This window comes from Vibrio fortis, from assembly GCF_000695685.1.
GTDB lineage: Bacteria > Pseudomonadota > Gammaproteobacteria > Enterobacterales > Vibrionaceae > Vibrio > Vibrio fortis_A.
Window position 1 is genome coordinate 57,483 of the sequence record NZ_JFFR01000005.1, and the last position, 14,634, is coordinate 72,116.

General features: G+C 46.8%; 16 protein-coding genes. 5 read left to right on the forward strand and 11 right to left on the reverse strand.

What is annotated here, in order from left to right; translation table 11 throughout:
- Positions 1-150 precede the first annotated feature (150 nt).
- Complete coding sequence (gene pfkA / locus VFDL14_RS17160) at positions 151-1,113, forward strand: 6-phosphofructokinase (protein WP_032549962.1); 963 nt, start codon at positions 151-153, stop codon at positions 1,111-1,113.
- Between the two features lie 148 nt (positions 1,114-1,261).
- Here pfkA and tpiA read toward each other — a convergent pair whose 3' ends face one another.
- Positions 1,262-2,032, reverse strand: a complete 771-nt coding sequence (tpiA, locus tag VFDL14_RS17155; RefSeq protein ID WP_032549963.1) for a triose-phosphate isomerase — start codon at positions 2,030-2,032, stop codon at positions 1,262-1,264.
- Positions 2,033-2,267: 235 nt separating this feature from the next.
- Here tpiA and VFDL14_RS17150 point away from each other — a divergent pair, with 235 nt between their 5' ends.
- Positions 2,268-2,615, forward strand: coding sequence for a 5-carboxymethyl-2-hydroxymuconate Delta-isomerase (locus VFDL14_RS17150; protein ID WP_032549965.1), 348 nt, complete (start codon positions 2,268-2,270; stop codon positions 2,613-2,615).
- 47 nt (positions 2,616-2,662) lie between these two features.
- Complete coding sequence (locus tag VFDL14_RS17145; protein ID WP_032549966.1) at positions 2,663-3,085, forward strand: DUF805 domain-containing protein; 423 nt, start codon at positions 2,663-2,665, stop codon at positions 3,083-3,085.
- A gap of 82 nt (positions 3,086-3,167) precedes the next feature.
- On the opposite strand, the gene VFDL14_RS17140 is transcribed toward VFDL14_RS17145, so the two are convergent.
- The 3 genes from VFDL14_RS17140 to glpX all read right to left on the reverse strand — a co-directional run bounded on the left by VFDL14_RS17140 (position 3,168) and on the right by glpX (position 5,397).
- A complete protein-coding gene (locus VFDL14_RS17140) occupies positions 3,168-3,506 on the reverse strand; it encodes a DUF3135 domain-containing protein (RefSeq protein ID WP_032549967.1) in 339 nt (112 codons plus the stop codon).
- 117 nt (positions 3,507-3,623) lie between these two features.
- Positions 3,624-4,241: a helix-turn-helix transcriptional regulator gene (locus VFDL14_RS17135; RefSeq protein WP_032549968.1), complete on the reverse strand. Its 618-nt coding sequence runs from the start codon at positions 4,239-4,241 to the stop codon at positions 3,624-3,626.
- Between the two features lie 148 nt (positions 4,242-4,389).
- Entirely contained in the window at positions 4,390-5,397 is a 1,008-nt protein-coding gene (glpX, locus tag VFDL14_RS17130; protein WP_032549969.1) for a class II fructose-bisphosphatase, read from the reverse strand.
- Positions 5,398-5,721: 324 nt separating this feature from the next.
- Here glpX and zapB point away from each other — a divergent pair, with 324 nt between their 5' ends.
- Positions 5,722-5,964 (forward strand): cell division protein ZapB, encoded by a 243-nt coding sequence (gene zapB, locus VFDL14_RS17125; protein ID WP_032549970.1) that lies wholly within the window; start codon positions 5,722-5,724, stop codon positions 5,962-5,964.
- Positions 5,965-6,031: 67 nt separating this feature from the next.
- Here the strand turns inward: zapB and rraA are convergent, their stop codons facing one another.
- The 7 genes from rraA to priA all read right to left on the reverse strand — a co-directional run bounded on the left by rraA (position 6,032) and on the right by priA (position 13,906).
- Positions 6,032-6,550 carry a ribonuclease E activity regulator RraA gene (rraA, locus tag VFDL14_RS17120; RefSeq protein WP_032549971.1) on the reverse strand — a complete coding sequence of 173 codons (519 nt, stop codon included), beginning with the start codon at positions 6,548-6,550 and terminating at the stop codon, positions 6,032-6,034.
- Between the two features lie 73 nt (positions 6,551-6,623).
- Positions 6,624-7,541, reverse strand: coding sequence for a 1,4-dihydroxy-2-naphthoate polyprenyltransferase (locus tag VFDL14_RS17115; RefSeq protein ID WP_032549972.1), 918 nt, complete (start codon positions 7,539-7,541; stop codon positions 6,624-6,626).
- Positions 7,542-7,700: 159 nt separating this feature from the next.
- The gene (gene hslU, locus VFDL14_RS17110) at positions 7,701-9,035 is read right to left on the reverse strand and encodes an HslU--HslV peptidase ATPase subunit (protein WP_032549974.1); all 1,335 of its coding nucleotides are present in this window, start codon (positions 9,033-9,035) and stop codon (positions 7,701-7,703) included.
- A gap of 51 nt (positions 9,036-9,086) precedes the next feature.
- Positions 9,087-9,635: an ATP-dependent protease subunit HslV gene (gene hslV / locus VFDL14_RS17105; protein WP_032549976.1), complete on the reverse strand. Its 549-nt coding sequence runs from the start codon at positions 9,633-9,635 to the stop codon at positions 9,087-9,089.
- Positions 9,636-9,810: 175 nt separating this feature from the next.
- Positions 9,811-10,344 carry an SPOR domain-containing protein gene (locus VFDL14_RS17100; RefSeq protein ID WP_032550059.1) on the reverse strand — a complete coding sequence of 178 codons (534 nt, stop codon included), beginning with the start codon at positions 10,342-10,344 and terminating at the stop codon, positions 9,811-9,813.
- 121 nt (positions 10,345-10,465) lie between these two features.
- Positions 10,466-11,470: a DNA-binding transcriptional regulator CytR gene (gene cytR, locus VFDL14_RS17095; RefSeq protein ID WP_032549977.1), complete on the reverse strand. Its 1,005-nt coding sequence runs from the start codon at positions 11,468-11,470 to the stop codon at positions 10,466-10,468.
- 234 nt (positions 11,471-11,704) lie between these two features.
- On the reverse strand, positions 11,705-13,906 hold the full coding sequence (gene priA / locus VFDL14_RS17090; RefSeq protein WP_032549978.1) for a primosomal protein N': 2,202 nt from the start codon (positions 13,904-13,906) through the stop codon (positions 11,705-11,707).
- A gap of 323 nt (positions 13,907-14,229) precedes the next feature.
- Between priA and rpmE the strand changes: the two genes are divergently transcribed.
- Entirely contained in the window at positions 14,230-14,448 is a 219-nt protein-coding gene (gene rpmE, locus VFDL14_RS17085) for a 50S ribosomal protein L31 (protein ID WP_032549979.1), read from the forward strand.
- Positions 14,449-14,634: the final 186 nt, after the last annotated feature.

Sequence of the window (14,634 nt, forward strand, 5' to 3'; positions counted from 1 at the left end):
GTAGAAAAGTTACATAATTTTGTGCGATTTGAGTGGTATTCCTGTTGAGGAAATGTAACATAGCGCACAAATATAGATTTAAAATCTTGTTGATATACAATCAGCAAGAGCAAGAATTGAATAATAAATTCCCAAATATTGAGGGTGAGCATGATTAAGAAAATCGGTGTTTTAACAAGTGGCGGTGACGCACCTGGTATGAACGCAGCAGTTCGTGGTGTTGTTCGTACAGCGTTGTCTGCTGGTATCGAAGTTTACGGCATTTACGATGGCTACCTAGGTCTGGTTGAAGATCGTATCCAGAAGCTAGATCGTTCTAGCGTATCTGACGTGATCAACCGTGGTGGTACTTTCTTAGGCTCTGCACGTTTCCCTGAGTTCAAAGAAGTTGAAGTTCGCCAAAAAGGTATCGAAAACCTGAAAAAACACGGCATTGAAGCACTTGTTGTTGTCGGTGGTGACGGTTCTTACATGGGTGCGAAGAAGCTAACTGAAATGGGTTACCCATGTATCGGTCTGCCAGGCACAATCGATAACGATATCGCTGGTACTGACTACACAATCGGTTACCTAACTGCACTGAATACAGTTATCGATAACATTGACCGTCTACGTGATACTTCATCTTCACACCAACGTATCTCTATCGTTGAGATCATGGGTCGTCACTGTGGTGACTTAACCCTAATGTCTGCGATTGCTGGCGGTTGTGAATACATCATCACGCCTGAAACAGGTCTAGATAAAGAACAGCTTATCCAAAACATCCAAGACGGTATTGCGAAAGGTAAGAAGCACGCAATCATCGCGCTTACTGAGTTAATGATGGATGCAAATGAGCTAGCGAAAGAGATCGAAGCAGCGACTGGTCGTGAGACTCGTGCAACGGTTCTTGGTCACATCCAACGTGGTGGTCGCCCAACAGCATTCGACCGTGTATTGGCTTCTCGCATGGGTAACTACGCAGTTCACCTACTTCAAGAAGGTCACGGTGGCCGTTGTGTTGGTATCGAGAAAGAGCAGCTTGTTCACCACGATATCATCGACTGTATCGAAAACATGAAAAACCCAGATCGTTCAGACCTATTCAAGGTTGCTGAAGAGCTATTCTAAGCCGGTCTTGGTCTAAAAATGTAAAGAGCCGCTGCGTTGTCAGCGGTTTTTTTATGCCTGAATATTAGAAAGTTAGGCTTGGATGACAGGCAATAAAAAAGGCCAACCTAAGTTGACCCTTTCTTCAATTTAAACTGAGAAGTCTAAATTAAGCTTTTGCTTTAGCTGCTGCTTTAGCGATAGCTGCGAAACCAGCTGCGTTAAGAGCTGCACCGCCAACTAGAGCACCGTCGATGTCTGGTTGTGCGAAGTAAGCTTCAGCGTTTTCTGGCTTAACAGAACCACCGTATTGGATGATTACTTGCTCAGCTACTGCTGCATCTTTTTCAGCGATCATTGCACGGATAGAAGCGTGGATGCGTTGTGCATCTTCAGCTGTTGCTGCTTTACCAGTACCGATAGCCCAGATTGGTTCGTAAGCGATGATCGCGCCGTTTAGAGCTTCAACGCCGTAAGCGTCGATAACTGCGTTGATTTGACGTGCACATACTGCTTCAGTTTCGCCTGCTTCGTTTTGCGCTTCAGATTCACCGATACAGAAAACTGGCTTCAGGCCGTTCTCTTGTAGGAATTTGAATTTCTTAGCAACGAACTCGTCTGATTCGTTGTGGTATTCACGACGCTCAGAGTGACCGATGATGATGTGAGAAGCACCGAAGTCTTTCAGCATTTCTGGAGACATGTCGCCAGTGAAAGCACCGCTGTTGTTTAGGTCAGTGTTTTGTGCACCTAGGATGATTTTGTTACCGCCTTCTGCGATAAGACGCTCAGCTAGATCGATGTAAAGTGCTGGTGGAGCTACTGCTACGTCTACACCTTCAACGCCTTCAAGTTCAGCGTTAAGACCAGTTAGCAGCTCAGTTACCATTGCTTTGCTACCGTTAAGTTTCCAGTTACCCATCACTACAGGACGACGCATAGGAATATCTCCGTATTTAATCAATTAATGTAAAAAATCTTCGTAAGAATATAACAGATAAAACGCGTTAGATCATGATTGTGGTCATGTCTTTATGGGATCTTATCGATTGGTCAGAGTAGATAATAGACAGATATCAGTGATCCAACAGACAGAATAATAGTGAACTCCTCGGATTTTTCACGGTTACTTGATATTAAAGGACAAACGATTGCGTGAAGAATAGGAAGTAACCATGCCAAATTTAGTTCTTGAGTACTCAAACTCGGTGGATGAGCGAGTGAATGTACAAGGTTTGCTAGAAGATCTCCATCAAGTTGCATTACACTGTGGGTTGTTTGATGCGCCTTCTGTCAAATCTCGTTCTCTGCGTTGCCACAATTGGCTAGTAGGGGAAGAGGACGACAGTGTGGACTTTATTCATATCAGCTTTGAGTTACTTTCTGGCCGCACTGATGAGCAGAAAAGAGAATTGTCACGAGCATTAATGGTGGTGCTGCAAGAGCAAGCAAGCCATGTAAGAAGCCTGACAGTGAACATTCGCGATATGGACATCAACAGTTTTCAAAAAGTGATTAATTAATTTTTGCAGCCCTTTTTGGCCGCATCCCAAATTAGAGTGTGTTTAAGATGTCGATGAAAGCGTTACTGTTTTCCTTCCAAGGAAGAATCAGCCGTAAAACCTACTGGATTTGGAACGTATTTTACTACGTTGCGATTACGGGCTTTGCCTCCGGTATCTCTGTGTTGTTCCCTGCATACTCATACATCTTATTGCCAATCTTCTTACTGATGCTGGTGACTCCTGATTTGGCAGTCACGGCAAAACGCTGGCATGACCGCAATAAATCAAACATGTGGCTGCTACTGAATGTGCCTTTAGTTTTGGGGCGTCTAGCATCGCCAATGGCGACACCAACCGCAGAAACTGTTTCGCCAATTCATATGGTGGCAACGGTCGCTGCATTGGTGTGTGGCTTATGGATTCTGGTTGAGTGTGGCTTTTTGAAGGGCACTGAAGGTCGTAATGATTACGGTGACGAACCGCAGTAACTGCAGAGAAGCATTAAGCTAAAAGTATTTAGAATGAAAAAGGAGGCATATCGCCTCCTTTTTTGTATCGGTTCCCTAAGGGTTAGTCGGTGTTTCTTGGTTTAAATGCAATGATGGTCGCTTGTGGTGGCTCTGAGTTCGAATTGTTGCCCTGAAGCGCTTCCTGAAACTTGCAGACCTGACAACGCAACTCTCGCATTAACACAACGTTGGTTTGGTGAGGGTTTTTGCAGCGGCTGACCACTAAGTCGATGTGGCTCTGTTGGGCGCGCAGTCTGTCTTGCATGATGTGAGAAGCAGAGCAGATCATCTGCTCACACATGTCATGCTTGAGTTGGTTGAACGCATTCGGATCTCGCTGAGCAAGTTCAACCAATTCATCGAAAGGGGGCAGTTTGAGATCGGGTTGAGGATGTCCCATCTTTCTTTCCTTAGTGATGCATCGTGAGTGAGATGCTTTAAGCTTAAGAAAGAAATCTGGTTATTTTTTGTTCAGTTTGTGTTCTTCTCAAATTTGAGACAGCAATGGACGATGACGCTAAAGTGGAATGACGGTGTATGTACAGCGACGCTCACCCGCAATAATGTGTTCGGAACGACTGATATTGCAGTCATTTTTGAGCAGCTCGGTAAACACATTTAGCTCTGATTGGCACAAGCTTGGACAGCGTGTCGCGGCTTTACAGATAGGGCAGTGGTTTTCAATCAAGACGTAGTGATCGCCTTCATCGTGCAGCTCGGCCATGTAGCCTTCATCTTCACGCAGTTGGGTGAGGGTTTGGAGTTTGCTAAGAAGATCATCACAATTGACTAAGGCTTGTTGGTACTGCTTAAGAGTTGATTGCTCGCGCTCTGCTGCGACTTTGGCAAGGCCTTCTTTTCCAAATAGGTTTTCCACGGCATCGATAACTTGAATGGTCAGTTCACCGTGACGATCAGAAAACTGATTGTGTCCTTGTTGGGTTAGAGACCAGTGGCGCGTTGGGCGACCGACTTTTACTTTAACGTCATGAAACGCCAGAATACCATCATCTTCTAGGCTTTGGAGATGCTGCCTTGCACCCATGGTGGTCATGCCAAACTCTTGTGCGAGCTGCTTAGCAGTAACGGCTCCATGGCGCTTAATGGTGTGTAAAATTCTGTCGCTTGTTTTCATACTATCCCTACCTTATGAACCCTACTATTATGAGGCAAGGCATTTATAAAGCAAACCATTTACTATAGCCATCCGACAGCATCGCTATAAAAAGAAAAGGCCAGCATCAAAGTGCTAGCCTTAAACAAAGTTTGCGTGGTGGTCGTTATTACAGAATGTGACCGATCACTTCTGGGTCTTTGCGCTCAAGGTAGTGAATCGACTTGATGCGACGAATCGTACGACAGCGTCCACGAATCAGCAGAGTCTCAGTGGTTGCGATGTTGCCTTGACGGGTGATGCCCTCTAGCAGATCACCTTTAGTGATGCCAGTTGCTGAGAATACGACGTTATCACTGCGCGCCATATCTTCCATCTTTAAGACCACACCTGCAGTTACGCCCATTTCAGCACAACGCTCAAGTTCCAGTTCACCGTGCTTACGGTTCTCTTCGTTGTCGCCTTTCACTTCATGACGTGGCAGCAAACGACCATGCATGTCGCCATCTAGTGCGCGAATTACTGCTGCTGATACCACACCTTCTGGCGCGCCACCGATGCAGTACATCACGTCCACTTCGCTGTCTGGCATACAAGTTAGGATAGAAGCGGCGACATCACCGTCTGGCACAGCAAACACGCGCACGCCCATCGCTTGCATTTCTGCGATCACTTGGTCGTGACGAGGTTTAGCTAGCGTGGTTACCACAAGCGTATCTAGAGATTTGCCCAGTGCTTTAGCGATGTTCTCTAGGTTCTCTTTTAGTGGCTTTTCTAGGTCGATAGCACCTTTAGCGCCAGGGCCAACAACCAGTTTTTCCATGTACATGTCAGGCGCTTTTAAGAAGCTGCCTTTTTCACCCGCTGCTAGTACAGCCAGTGCGTTTGACTGGCCCATAGCCGTCATACGTGTCCCTTCGATTGGGTCAACGGCGATATCAACTGCATCACCACCAACACCGACATTCTCACCGATGTATAGCATCGGAGCATCATCGATTTCGCCTTCACCAATCACGATTTCACCGCTGATTTCGGTTTTGTTGAGCAGGCTACGCATGACTTCTACTGCGGCACCATCGGCAGCGTTTTTATCACCACGGCCAAGCCATTTATAACCTGCTAGTGCTGCACCTTCAGTGACACGAGAAAATGCCATTGCTAAATCGCGTTTCATGCGGACTCCAAAATTTTCAAAGGGGGAATAGAAATTTCGCGGCGGATTTTACCATAGTTCAAAGGAAACGTTTGCTTTTTTGCTTTTGTGGCTTTGTTTACGATCAAAGCAGAGCTGAAATTTTAAAATATTCACTGAAATAATCAGTTAGGTAATAGTGCTGGCACAATTAACGTCAATATTCGGTAAAAAGCGATGTTTTTTTCATCGAATGGCGCAAAATATCGAAGATATAGAGTGTTTATCCGTGCTCTGCTGAGTAGAATGGGGCAATAAGTGGAGTGAACCTTCAACATCAAATGGATAACTTAAAGGTAGGCCAGAATGTCTTTTGAAGTACTAGAGCAACTAGAAGCAAAAATTCAAACAGCAGTTGATACTATTGCACTTCTGCAAATGGAAGTAGAAGAGCTAAAAGAAGAGAAGCAGCAGCTAGCGACAGAAGCTGGTGAGCTAAAAGCAAGCCGTGAAGAGCTAGAGCAAAAAACTCAGCAAATGCAGCAAGAGCATGCAGCATGGCAAGATCGCATTCGCAGCCTACTAGGCAAGATGGACGAAGTTGAGTAATCCACTTTTGCTGCGATAAACGCTGATGAAAAAAATGCCCGCTTGTTAGCGGGCATTTTTGTATCAACTATTCGTTCTCATCGTCTTCTGCATCAAGCTCGAACTCTACATCGAGTGGCTCTGGTGACAGAATGATGCCGGTGTTATCGGCATAGAGGTAATCTTCAGGTAGGAAGCTAACACTGCCAAAGTTGACTGGAACATCGACTTCGCCGACACCATCTTGTACAGCGCCAACTGGAATAGAAGCAAGGGCTTGAATACCGAGATTCATATCTTCTAGTTCGTCTACTTCGCGAACGCAGCCATACACCACGATACCTTCCCACTCATTGTCTTCGGCTAGCAGTGCCAATTCGGCATCAATCAGCGCTTTACGCAGTGAGCCACCACCGTCAATCAACAACACACGACCCAAGCCGTCTTGTTCTAGCACGGAGCGGATCAGCGCGTTGTCCTCGAAACATTTGAGTGTCGTGATCTGTCCAGCAAAGGAGGCTCTTCCACCAAAGTTGCTGAACATCGGCTCTACGACATCCACTTGGTCTAGATAGATGTCGCACAGTGCTGAAGTGTTGTATTCCATTCGCGTACCTTTTGAACAATGAGCTTACTTTGAGTATATCGGTGCTCGATCCCTTTGCAATGATTAGTCTGAATTATGTCAATAGAGTTTGAGCTACAACAACACCAGCAAACAATAAGTTAGTCACCAGAGAGCATTTGACGATAACTGGCATCATGGGTGCGATTTGTGCGGGTTTGTCCGTATCCCAAACCGCCTTACCATGTTTGTAAACGGTGATGATGCTCAGTGAAAACGGCAGGCTAATCCAAGCGGGTTTATCTTGAATAAGCAGGTAGCTGGCAAAAGCAATCACTGCCACGCTCAGGAGCACAAAATGATACTGCTTGGCTTTGCGCTGTCCTAGTCGAACTGCCATGGTGCGCTTACCACACTCGCTGTCGTTTTCGATGTCACGCATGTTGTTGATGTTTAGTACGGCCACCGCCATCAAGCCACAGCCCAAAGCGGGTAAGAATAGGCTTGGTTCGATGTGCCCTGTGTGCAGGAAGTAAGTTCCGGATACACCAAGCAGACCAAAGAAGATGAATACTGACAGGTCGCCTAAGCCGATATAACCATAAGGCTTGTTACCGACGGTGTAAGCAATCGCTGCTGCAATCGCCAGCACACCCAAACCGATGAAAGAGAGAATACTCTCAATAGAGGATAGGGCGTGGAAAATTAAGATAAGCCCAGCAATCATGGTAAACACAATGTTTAGGATGATGGCTTGCTTCATTGTTGCGGCTGAGACAGCACCCGACTGCATCGCCCGCATTGGGCCTAGACGTTTATCATTGTCGGTGCCTTTTACCGCGTCGCCATAGTCATTGGCGAGGTTGGAAAGGATCTGCAGCAAGGTCGCGGTGAGAAAAGCCAACAAAGCAATGGAGAGAGAAAACTGATCGCTAGCGAACGCTAAACTACTTCCTGTAAGAATAGAGACGAGTGCGAGAGGCAGAGTTTTTGGTCGTGCGGCATCAAGCCAAATCAGTAGAGATTGTTTCATCGTAGGTCTATTTGTCGTTGTAAGGACACTGTGTCATACCGTATTTCGAGTATACGCTCATTTTTTAGGTAATAAAAAGCCCACTCGAGAGTGGGCCTTGAAATCGGTTATCAGCTTGCTGTTTCTTTGCGTTAGAGCAACAAGTTGGATATTTTTGTGCTACAGAATGAAGCGGCTTAGGTCTTCGTCTTCAACGAATTCGCCTAGCTTAGACTTCACGTAACCTGCATCAATCACTAGCTTGCTGCCAGCTTTGTCTGTCGCTTCGAATGAAATCTCATCCATTAGACGTTCCATTACCGTGTGTAGACGACGTGCACCGATGTTCTCAGTGGTTTCGTTAACTTGCCATGCTGCTTCTGCGATCTGAGTGATGCCGTCTTCAGTGAACTCAACGTCCACCTCTTCTGTCTTCATTAGAGCGATATACTGCTCAGTCAGAGACGCTTTTGGCTCAGTTAGGATACGTTTGAAGTCGTGGCTTGATAGCGCTTCAAGTTCAACACGGATTGGTAGACGACCTTGTAGCTCAGGGATCAGATCCGATGGCTTAGCCACTTGGAATGCGCCCGAAGTAACAAACAGGATATGGTCTGTTTTCACCATGCCGTGCTTAGTCGATACCGTGCTACCTTCAATAAGAGGCAGTAGGTCACGCTGAACACCTTCACGAGATACGTCTGGACCCGAGCTATCACCACGCTTACAGATCTTGTCGATCTCATCGATAAATACGATACCGTTGTTCTCAACGTTGTAGATTGCGTTCTCTTTCAGCTCTTCTTGGTTAACAAGCTTTGCCGCTTCTTCTTCAGTCAGTGCCTTGAATGCGTCTTTGATTTTCAGCTTGCGCTTTTTCTTGGTATCACCAGCAAGGTTTTGGAACATGCCTTGTAGCTGGTTGGTCATCTCTTCCATGCCTGGAGGAGCCATGATTTCAACGCCCATCTGCGGTGCCGCAACATCGATTTCGATCTCTTTGTCGTCTAGCTTACCTTCACGCAGTTTTTTGCGGAAAATCTGACGCGTGTTTGATGAACCTTCATCTGCTTGTTCGTTTTGGCCCCAAGCGTCACGAGCAGGTGGAAGAAGGGCATCAAGGATACGCTCTTCAGCTTGCTCTTCAGCGCGGAATTTTACTTTCTCCATCGCTTGTTGGTGAGTCATCTTGATCGCAACGTCGGTCAGGTCACGGATAATGGTCTCTACTTCTTTACCCACGTAGCCAACTTCAGTGAACTTGGTCGCTTCTACCTTGATGAAAGGAGCGTTTGCAAGTTTTGCTAGGCGGCGAGCAATCTCAGTTTTACCCACACCGGTTGGACCGATCATCAGAATGTTCTTAGGAGAAACCTCGACACGCAGGCTCTCTTCTAGCTGCATACGACGCCAGCGGTTACGTAGGGCGATAGCCACAGAGCGCTTCGCGTTTTCTTGGCCAATGATGTGACGGTTCAGTTCATGAACAATTTCACGAGGGGTCATTTCAGACATGTCTATTCCTTAATTCTTAAATCACTGTTGGGTGCAATATTGGTTTGAGTCTTATTCCGGCTTCGGTAGCTCAACGGTGCTTTCTAGTTCTTCAACAGTGTGGTGATGGTTGGTGAACACACAGATGTCGCCTGCAATAGTTAGCGCCTTCTCTGCGATTTCACGTGCATCTAAATCGGTATTTTCTAGTAGGGCTGTCGCCGCTGCTTGTGCAAAGTTGCCGCCTGAGCCAATTGCGATTAGGTCATGCTCTGGCTGCACTACGTCACCGTTACCAGTGATGATCAGAGATGCTGTCTCATCGGCAACAGCCAATAGGGCTTCTAGTTTGCGCAGAGCGCGATCACTACGCCAATCCTTCGCCAGCTCAACGGCAGCTTTGGTTAGGTGGCCTTGGTGCATTTGCAGCTTGCTTTCAAATTTTTCGAATAGCGTGAAAGCATCTGCCGTACCGCCAGCGAAACCTGCCAGTACTTTATTATTGTATAGGCGACGTACTTTACGGGCATTGCCCTTCATTACGGTGTTGCCTAGAGATACTTGTCCATCACCCGCGATGACGACTTTATTATTACGACGTACAGATACAATGGTAGTCACGAGTAGGGCCTCTTTATCTTTTTATCTTTGGGTATAAAAACAATATGAGGATGGCCTGCTGAGAATTCAAGTTACCATGGTGGATGTAGGGCAATTTATGCTGATAGGGCAGTAGAAAACAGTATTGGCCCAGAAAGCAGAAAACCTCCGAAAGCGGAGGTTTTCATTACGGAATTTATTGGTCTTTCCAAATCGCACAAGGCTCGATTTTGGCTCTTTGTAGCTTATGGCGATCACGCTCAGCATCACGTTTAAGTTTGTAAGGGCCAAGTACCACACGGTACCAGCTGCTGCCTTCTTTCTTGCGGATATCGCTTGAGATGCCTTGGAAGGCAATGTCGAGCTTACGCGCTTCGGCTTGAGCGGATGTCTTGTAAGCGCCACATTGCATGATGTATGGCACTTTAGAGACTTCTTGTTCTTTGGCTTTCACTTCCACTTCGCGGCTTGGCAAGGTCTCTACGTAATCCCACTTTTCTTCGGGTGGAGGCGGGATAACCTTAGCTGGCTTAGGTTTTGGCTTGGGCTTAGTCACCACAGTCGGTGGTGGCGGCTCAGGATCATTGCTCAACAGATACAAGCCGTAGCCAAAGCCACCGGCCAGTAAGATCGCCAAAAGACCACTGCGCCATGGTTTTCGGCGAGGGGCAGGTTTTTTAGCCGTGCGTTTATTTCCACGACCGCGCTTTACATAATCTCTATTAGCCACAAGTCTTTCAAATGTTGGTGATTCTGCACCCATGGTAATCCAGAATGCGCGAGGATAATAGTGTAGAAATGGAAGCGGCACATCAAAATGTGCCGCAGATTTATGTGTCTATTTTCATGGATTAAATGCGTGGTGGCGCCGTACTTCCACGAACAACCAGTTTCGCTTCAAGCAGACGAGAACCAGCTTGAACATCATTGCCTTTGAGCATATCAAGCATCATCAACATTGCCTGACGTCCAATCTCGTAGCGAGGCTGAGAAATCGTCGTCAACGGTGGATCGCAGTATTGTGCGAACTGAATATCATCGAAGCCGACAATAGATAGATCGTGCGGAACGCGCAGACCTAGCTTCTTCGCTTCTTGAATCGCACCAATTGCCATCGCGTCATTGTGACAGAAGATAGCAGTTGGTTGTTCTGGCAGTGCAAGTAGCTGGCGAACCGCTTGAGCACCCGCTTCAAAGGTAAAGTCACCGACCGTGCTGTAGGCTGGGTTCATGGTAACCCCTGCGCGGCGCAGTGCTTGCTGATAGCCTTGTTGGCGGAATTGACAGAGAGTCGCTGATGTTGGGCCTGAGATCTGAGCAATGCGCTTATGACCCAGCTGAGCTAGGTAGTTTACTGCTTCAAATGCCGAGGTCAGGTTGTCGATGTGTACCGTTGGTAGCTCAAGCTCTGGGGCGAATTCACATGCCATAACCATTGGTGGCAGGTTTTTCTGCTCTGCTTTGCTGACATCGAATGGGTGGTCAGTTCCGAGGAGTAGCATACCGTCTGCTTGCTTGGTGAAGACCAAGTTTACAAACGAGCTCTCACGTTTTTTCTGCTGTCCGCTATCACCTAGAAGAACCAAGTAGTCGTTTTCAACGGCAGCGTCTTCAATACCGCGAATGATTTCAGCGAAGTAGGGATCACAGATATCAGGAACGATGGTGATGATGGTTTTAGATTCGTTGCGACGTAAGTTTCTAGCTAAAGTGTTGGGTGAGTATCCAGCTTCGAGTACCGCTGTTTCAACTCGCTTTCGAGTGGTCACCGATACTTTTTCAGGGTTCATTAGCGCTCGTGATACCGTCGCTGTTGAGACACCTGCCAACTGGGCAACATCCTTCATTGTCGCCATAAATTAAACCCTCTCTAATTCCTTTATTGCCTCTGACTAAGGCGTGAATAATTATATAATTGATTGATATTATGAAAGTGTTGCTAACACTTTTTTTATTGCAATATTTTATGTGTTTAACCGATACAAAGTTACGGCTAGATTAACAAAAATCACATGACTAGTGTGAAGTTGCTCACGATAAATATGAAATTTCCGTGAATAAACCTATCAGTAATTTTAAGCCAGTAAGGTTTAGCTGAGATCTTGCGGCTCAATGTCGAGCGACCAACGTACCTTTTTTGCGAGTGGTAACATATTTATCGCAGGTTTTGCACTCATGAGTAACTTCTGCATAAGTGAGCGAGTTTGGGTTTGCAAAATCAACTGCCAACGCGACTTTCCAGCACGCTTGGCCAGTGGCGCTGGAGTGGGCCCAAGCACCATGCAGAACTGATCAAACAGTGGGTGCGACTCTAAGGTGTGGCGCACCTGTCTTAAGAACTCTTCAACGAGGTGTGGGTCATTGGCTTCCGCGCGGAATAGCGTCATAAAGGTATAGGGCGGTAGCATCGCTTGTTTACGCTCGGCGAGCGCAGTCTGAGCAAAGTGGTTGTAATCTTTATGCAGCAACGCCTGTAGCAACCCGTGTTCAGGGTGATGAGTCTGCAGAATCACTTCACCAGGCTTACTTGCACGTCCAGCACGGCCTGCAACTTGAATAAACAGTTGAGCTAGGCGCTCGGAGGCTCGAAAGTCACTGCTGTAGAGTGAACCATCGACGTCGAGCAGCGCTACTAGAGTCACGTCCGGAAAGTGGTGTCCCTTGGCAAGCATCTGAGTGCCGATCAGAATCTTGTACTCACCACGGCGAATCGATTCTAAGGCATTCTCTAGGCTGCCCTTGCGACGGGTACTGTCGCGGTCAATTCGTATGGTTTTGTATTCAGGGAACAACTGCCCAAGCTGTGTTTCAAGCTGCTCGGTGCCAACACCTACGGTCACTAGATTAGCCGAGCCACACCCTTGGCAGTTATGAATGATGTGCTGCTGAGAGCCACAATGGTGGCAGCGCATCTCATTACTGTATTGGTGGTAGGTGTAGTAGGCATCACAGCGCTTACACTCTGCCGTCCAACCGCAGTCATGACACATTAATGCTGGAGAAAAGCCACGACGGTTTAAGAACAGCATCACTTGGTTACCGGACTTGAGGTGTCTTTGCATCTCAGCGATCAATGAGGCCGATAAGCCGCTCTCAAGGTACTCCCCCTTAACATCCAGAACCTTGTTAGTGGTTGGTACGGCTGCACCCGCACGTGAGTTCAATGTCAGATGGCCATACTTGCCAACTTGCGCGTTGTGTAGGGTTTCAAATGCAGGGGTTGCTGAGCCAAGCACAATTGGAATCTGCGCTTTGTGGGCGCGCATGATAGCAACATCACGAGCGTGGTAACGCAGGCTGTCTTGCTGCTTATATGACGCGTCATGTTCCTCGTCGACAATAATGATGCCGAGGTCAGCAAACGGCGTAAACAGAGCCGAGCGAGTGCCAATTACAATGCCTGCGATCTTATCGCGAGCAGATAGCCAAGCGTTTAGGCGCTCAGAGTCATTTAACCCTGAATGCACGACTTCAATCGGTACGTTAAAGCGTTTTTTAAAGCGGTTGATGGTCTGCGGGGTCAGGCCGATTTCAGGAACCAAAACTAAGGCTTGTCTGCCTTGCTCTAGCACCGGCTTAATCATATTTAGGTAAACTTCTGTTTTGCCCGAACCCGTAACACCTTCTAATAGGAAACAGCCAAAGTCAGTTTGGCTATTCACCGTTGCAATCGCGATCGCCTGCTCTTCGTTGAGCTTTGGCTTGTCTTGGTCGTTTTCAAGGTCGCTTGGCCATGCATAACGTGTCGGTTTTTTCTCGCGAGACTCTATCCAGCCTTTCTCTTCAAGGGTTTTGAGTACTGAACTTGAGATCTCTTGGTCAATAAACTCTTGATGCGGAACAGGGCCATTTTCAAGCAGGTGCATTACTTTGGCTTGTTTGACTGCACGCCCAAAGCCTTGCATCAACTGGTCTTTACCCTGTGGTGTGATTTGCCACTCGACCAGCGTCGCGAAGTCTGCAGGTTTACCTTTACGCAGCGCGCTTGGCAGGGCATTAGCAAAGGTTTCGCCTAAAGGGTATTGATAGAACTGGCTGCACCATACTAACAAGGAGTATACCGAGTCGGGCCATACAGGTTGATTGTCGAGTAGGGCTTTAATTGGTTTAAGCTTGTCGAATTCAAACTCAGATTCATTGACCAGTGCAGTGACAATGCCAGTCAGAGTCTGGCGGCCAAAAGGAACCGAGACGCGCCCACCAATGATAGGAAACAAATGACCTGGGATTTTATAGTCAAACTGTCTATCTAGGGGAACTGGCAGAGCCACTCGGGCAATCGTTGGACGCATAAATTCGCTTGTTAATTCTGGAGAGTGCAGGGCGACCAGTCTAAAGGATAAGGACGCTAAATTCGAGAAGCAGTTTGTTTGCCAAAGTCGGTGATGGAGTTATGCAAAGCATAAAAAGGCAATAAAAGAAGAAATCATGCAATAGTGGCGAAAAAATCATCCAAACTGGTTGATCCTGCCTCACAGATTCATTACTATACGGCGCCTTAAAGGTATGGCTTCATCACGTTTTCGTGAGATGCGGTGTCTTTAATCTATTTTTTAACAACGTGTGGTGTCCGGCTTAGAATCGGATGGCGACACGGCCTAATTGAGGTTTTCCCATGAAAGTTGGTATCCACCCAGAATACAAAGCTGTAACAGCTACTTGCTCTTGCGGCAACACATTTGAATTCAACTCTACTCTAGGTAAAGATTCTATCCACCTAGACGTATGTGACAAATGTCACCCATTCTACACTGGTAAGCAACGTATCGTTGATACAGGCGGCCGTGTAGATCGCTTCAACAAGCGTTTCGGTGCTCTATCTAGCAAGAAGTAATTCTCGCTTAGTAGACATGAAAAAGGACACTTCGGTGTCCTTTTTTGTTATCTGGCGTTTAGTAATTTCAACTGGGCACTGGTCTTATTAGTAGTGAATTCTCGTTTTTTAATGAGACAGGGGGCTTTACCACCTAGGAACTTTGAAGTACATCCATTAATATAAAATGGATTCCCCCAAATAATA

Coding starts and splice junctions, on each gene's coding strand:
- VFDL14_RS17150 (WP_032549965.1), top strand. CDS start 2,268: ATGCCAAATTTAGTTCTTGAGTACTCAAACTCGGTGGATGAGCGAGTG.
- hslU (WP_032549974.1), bottom strand. CDS start 9,035: ATGTCTGAAATGACCCCTCGTGAAATTGTTCATGAACTGAACCGTCAC.
- zapB (WP_032549970.1), top strand. CDS start 5,722: ATGTCTTTTGAAGTACTAGAGCAACTAGAAGCAAAAATTCAAACAGCA.
- VFDL14_RS17145 (WP_032549966.1), top strand. CDS start 2,663: ATGTCGATGAAAGCGTTACTGTTTTCCTTCCAAGGAAGAATCAGCCGT.
- VFDL14_RS17115 (WP_032549972.1), bottom strand. CDS start 7,541: ATGAAACAATCTCTACTGATTTGGCTTGATGCCGCACGACCAAAAACT.
- glpX (WP_032549969.1), bottom strand. CDS start 5,397: ATGAAACGCGATTTAGCAATGGCATTTTCTCGTGTCACTGAAGGTGCA.
- rpmE (WP_032549979.1), top strand. CDS start 14,230: ATGAAAGTTGGTATCCACCCAGAATACAAAGCTGTAACAGCTACTTGC.
- VFDL14_RS17140 (WP_032549967.1), bottom strand. CDS start 3,506: ATGGGACATCCTCAACCCGATCTCAAACTGCCCCCTTTCGATGAATTG.
- pfkA (WP_032549962.1), top strand. CDS start 151: ATGATTAAGAAAATCGGTGTTTTAACAAGTGGCGGTGACGCACCTGGT.
- priA (WP_032549978.1), bottom strand. CDS start 13,906: ATGCGTCCAACGATTGCCCGAGTGGCTCTGCCAGTTCCCCTAGATAGA.
- rraA (WP_032549971.1), bottom strand. CDS start 6,550: ATGGAATACAACACTTCAGCACTGTGCGACATCTATCTAGACCAAGTG.
- cytR (WP_032549977.1), bottom strand. CDS start 11,470: ATGGCGACAATGAAGGATGTTGCCCAGTTGGCAGGTGTCTCAACAGCG.
- VFDL14_RS17135 (WP_032549968.1), bottom strand. CDS start 4,241: ATGAAAACAAGCGACAGAATTTTACACACCATTAAGCGCCATGGAGCC.
- tpiA (WP_032549963.1), bottom strand. CDS start 2,032: ATGCGTCGTCCTGTAGTGATGGGTAACTGGAAACTTAACGGTAGCAAA.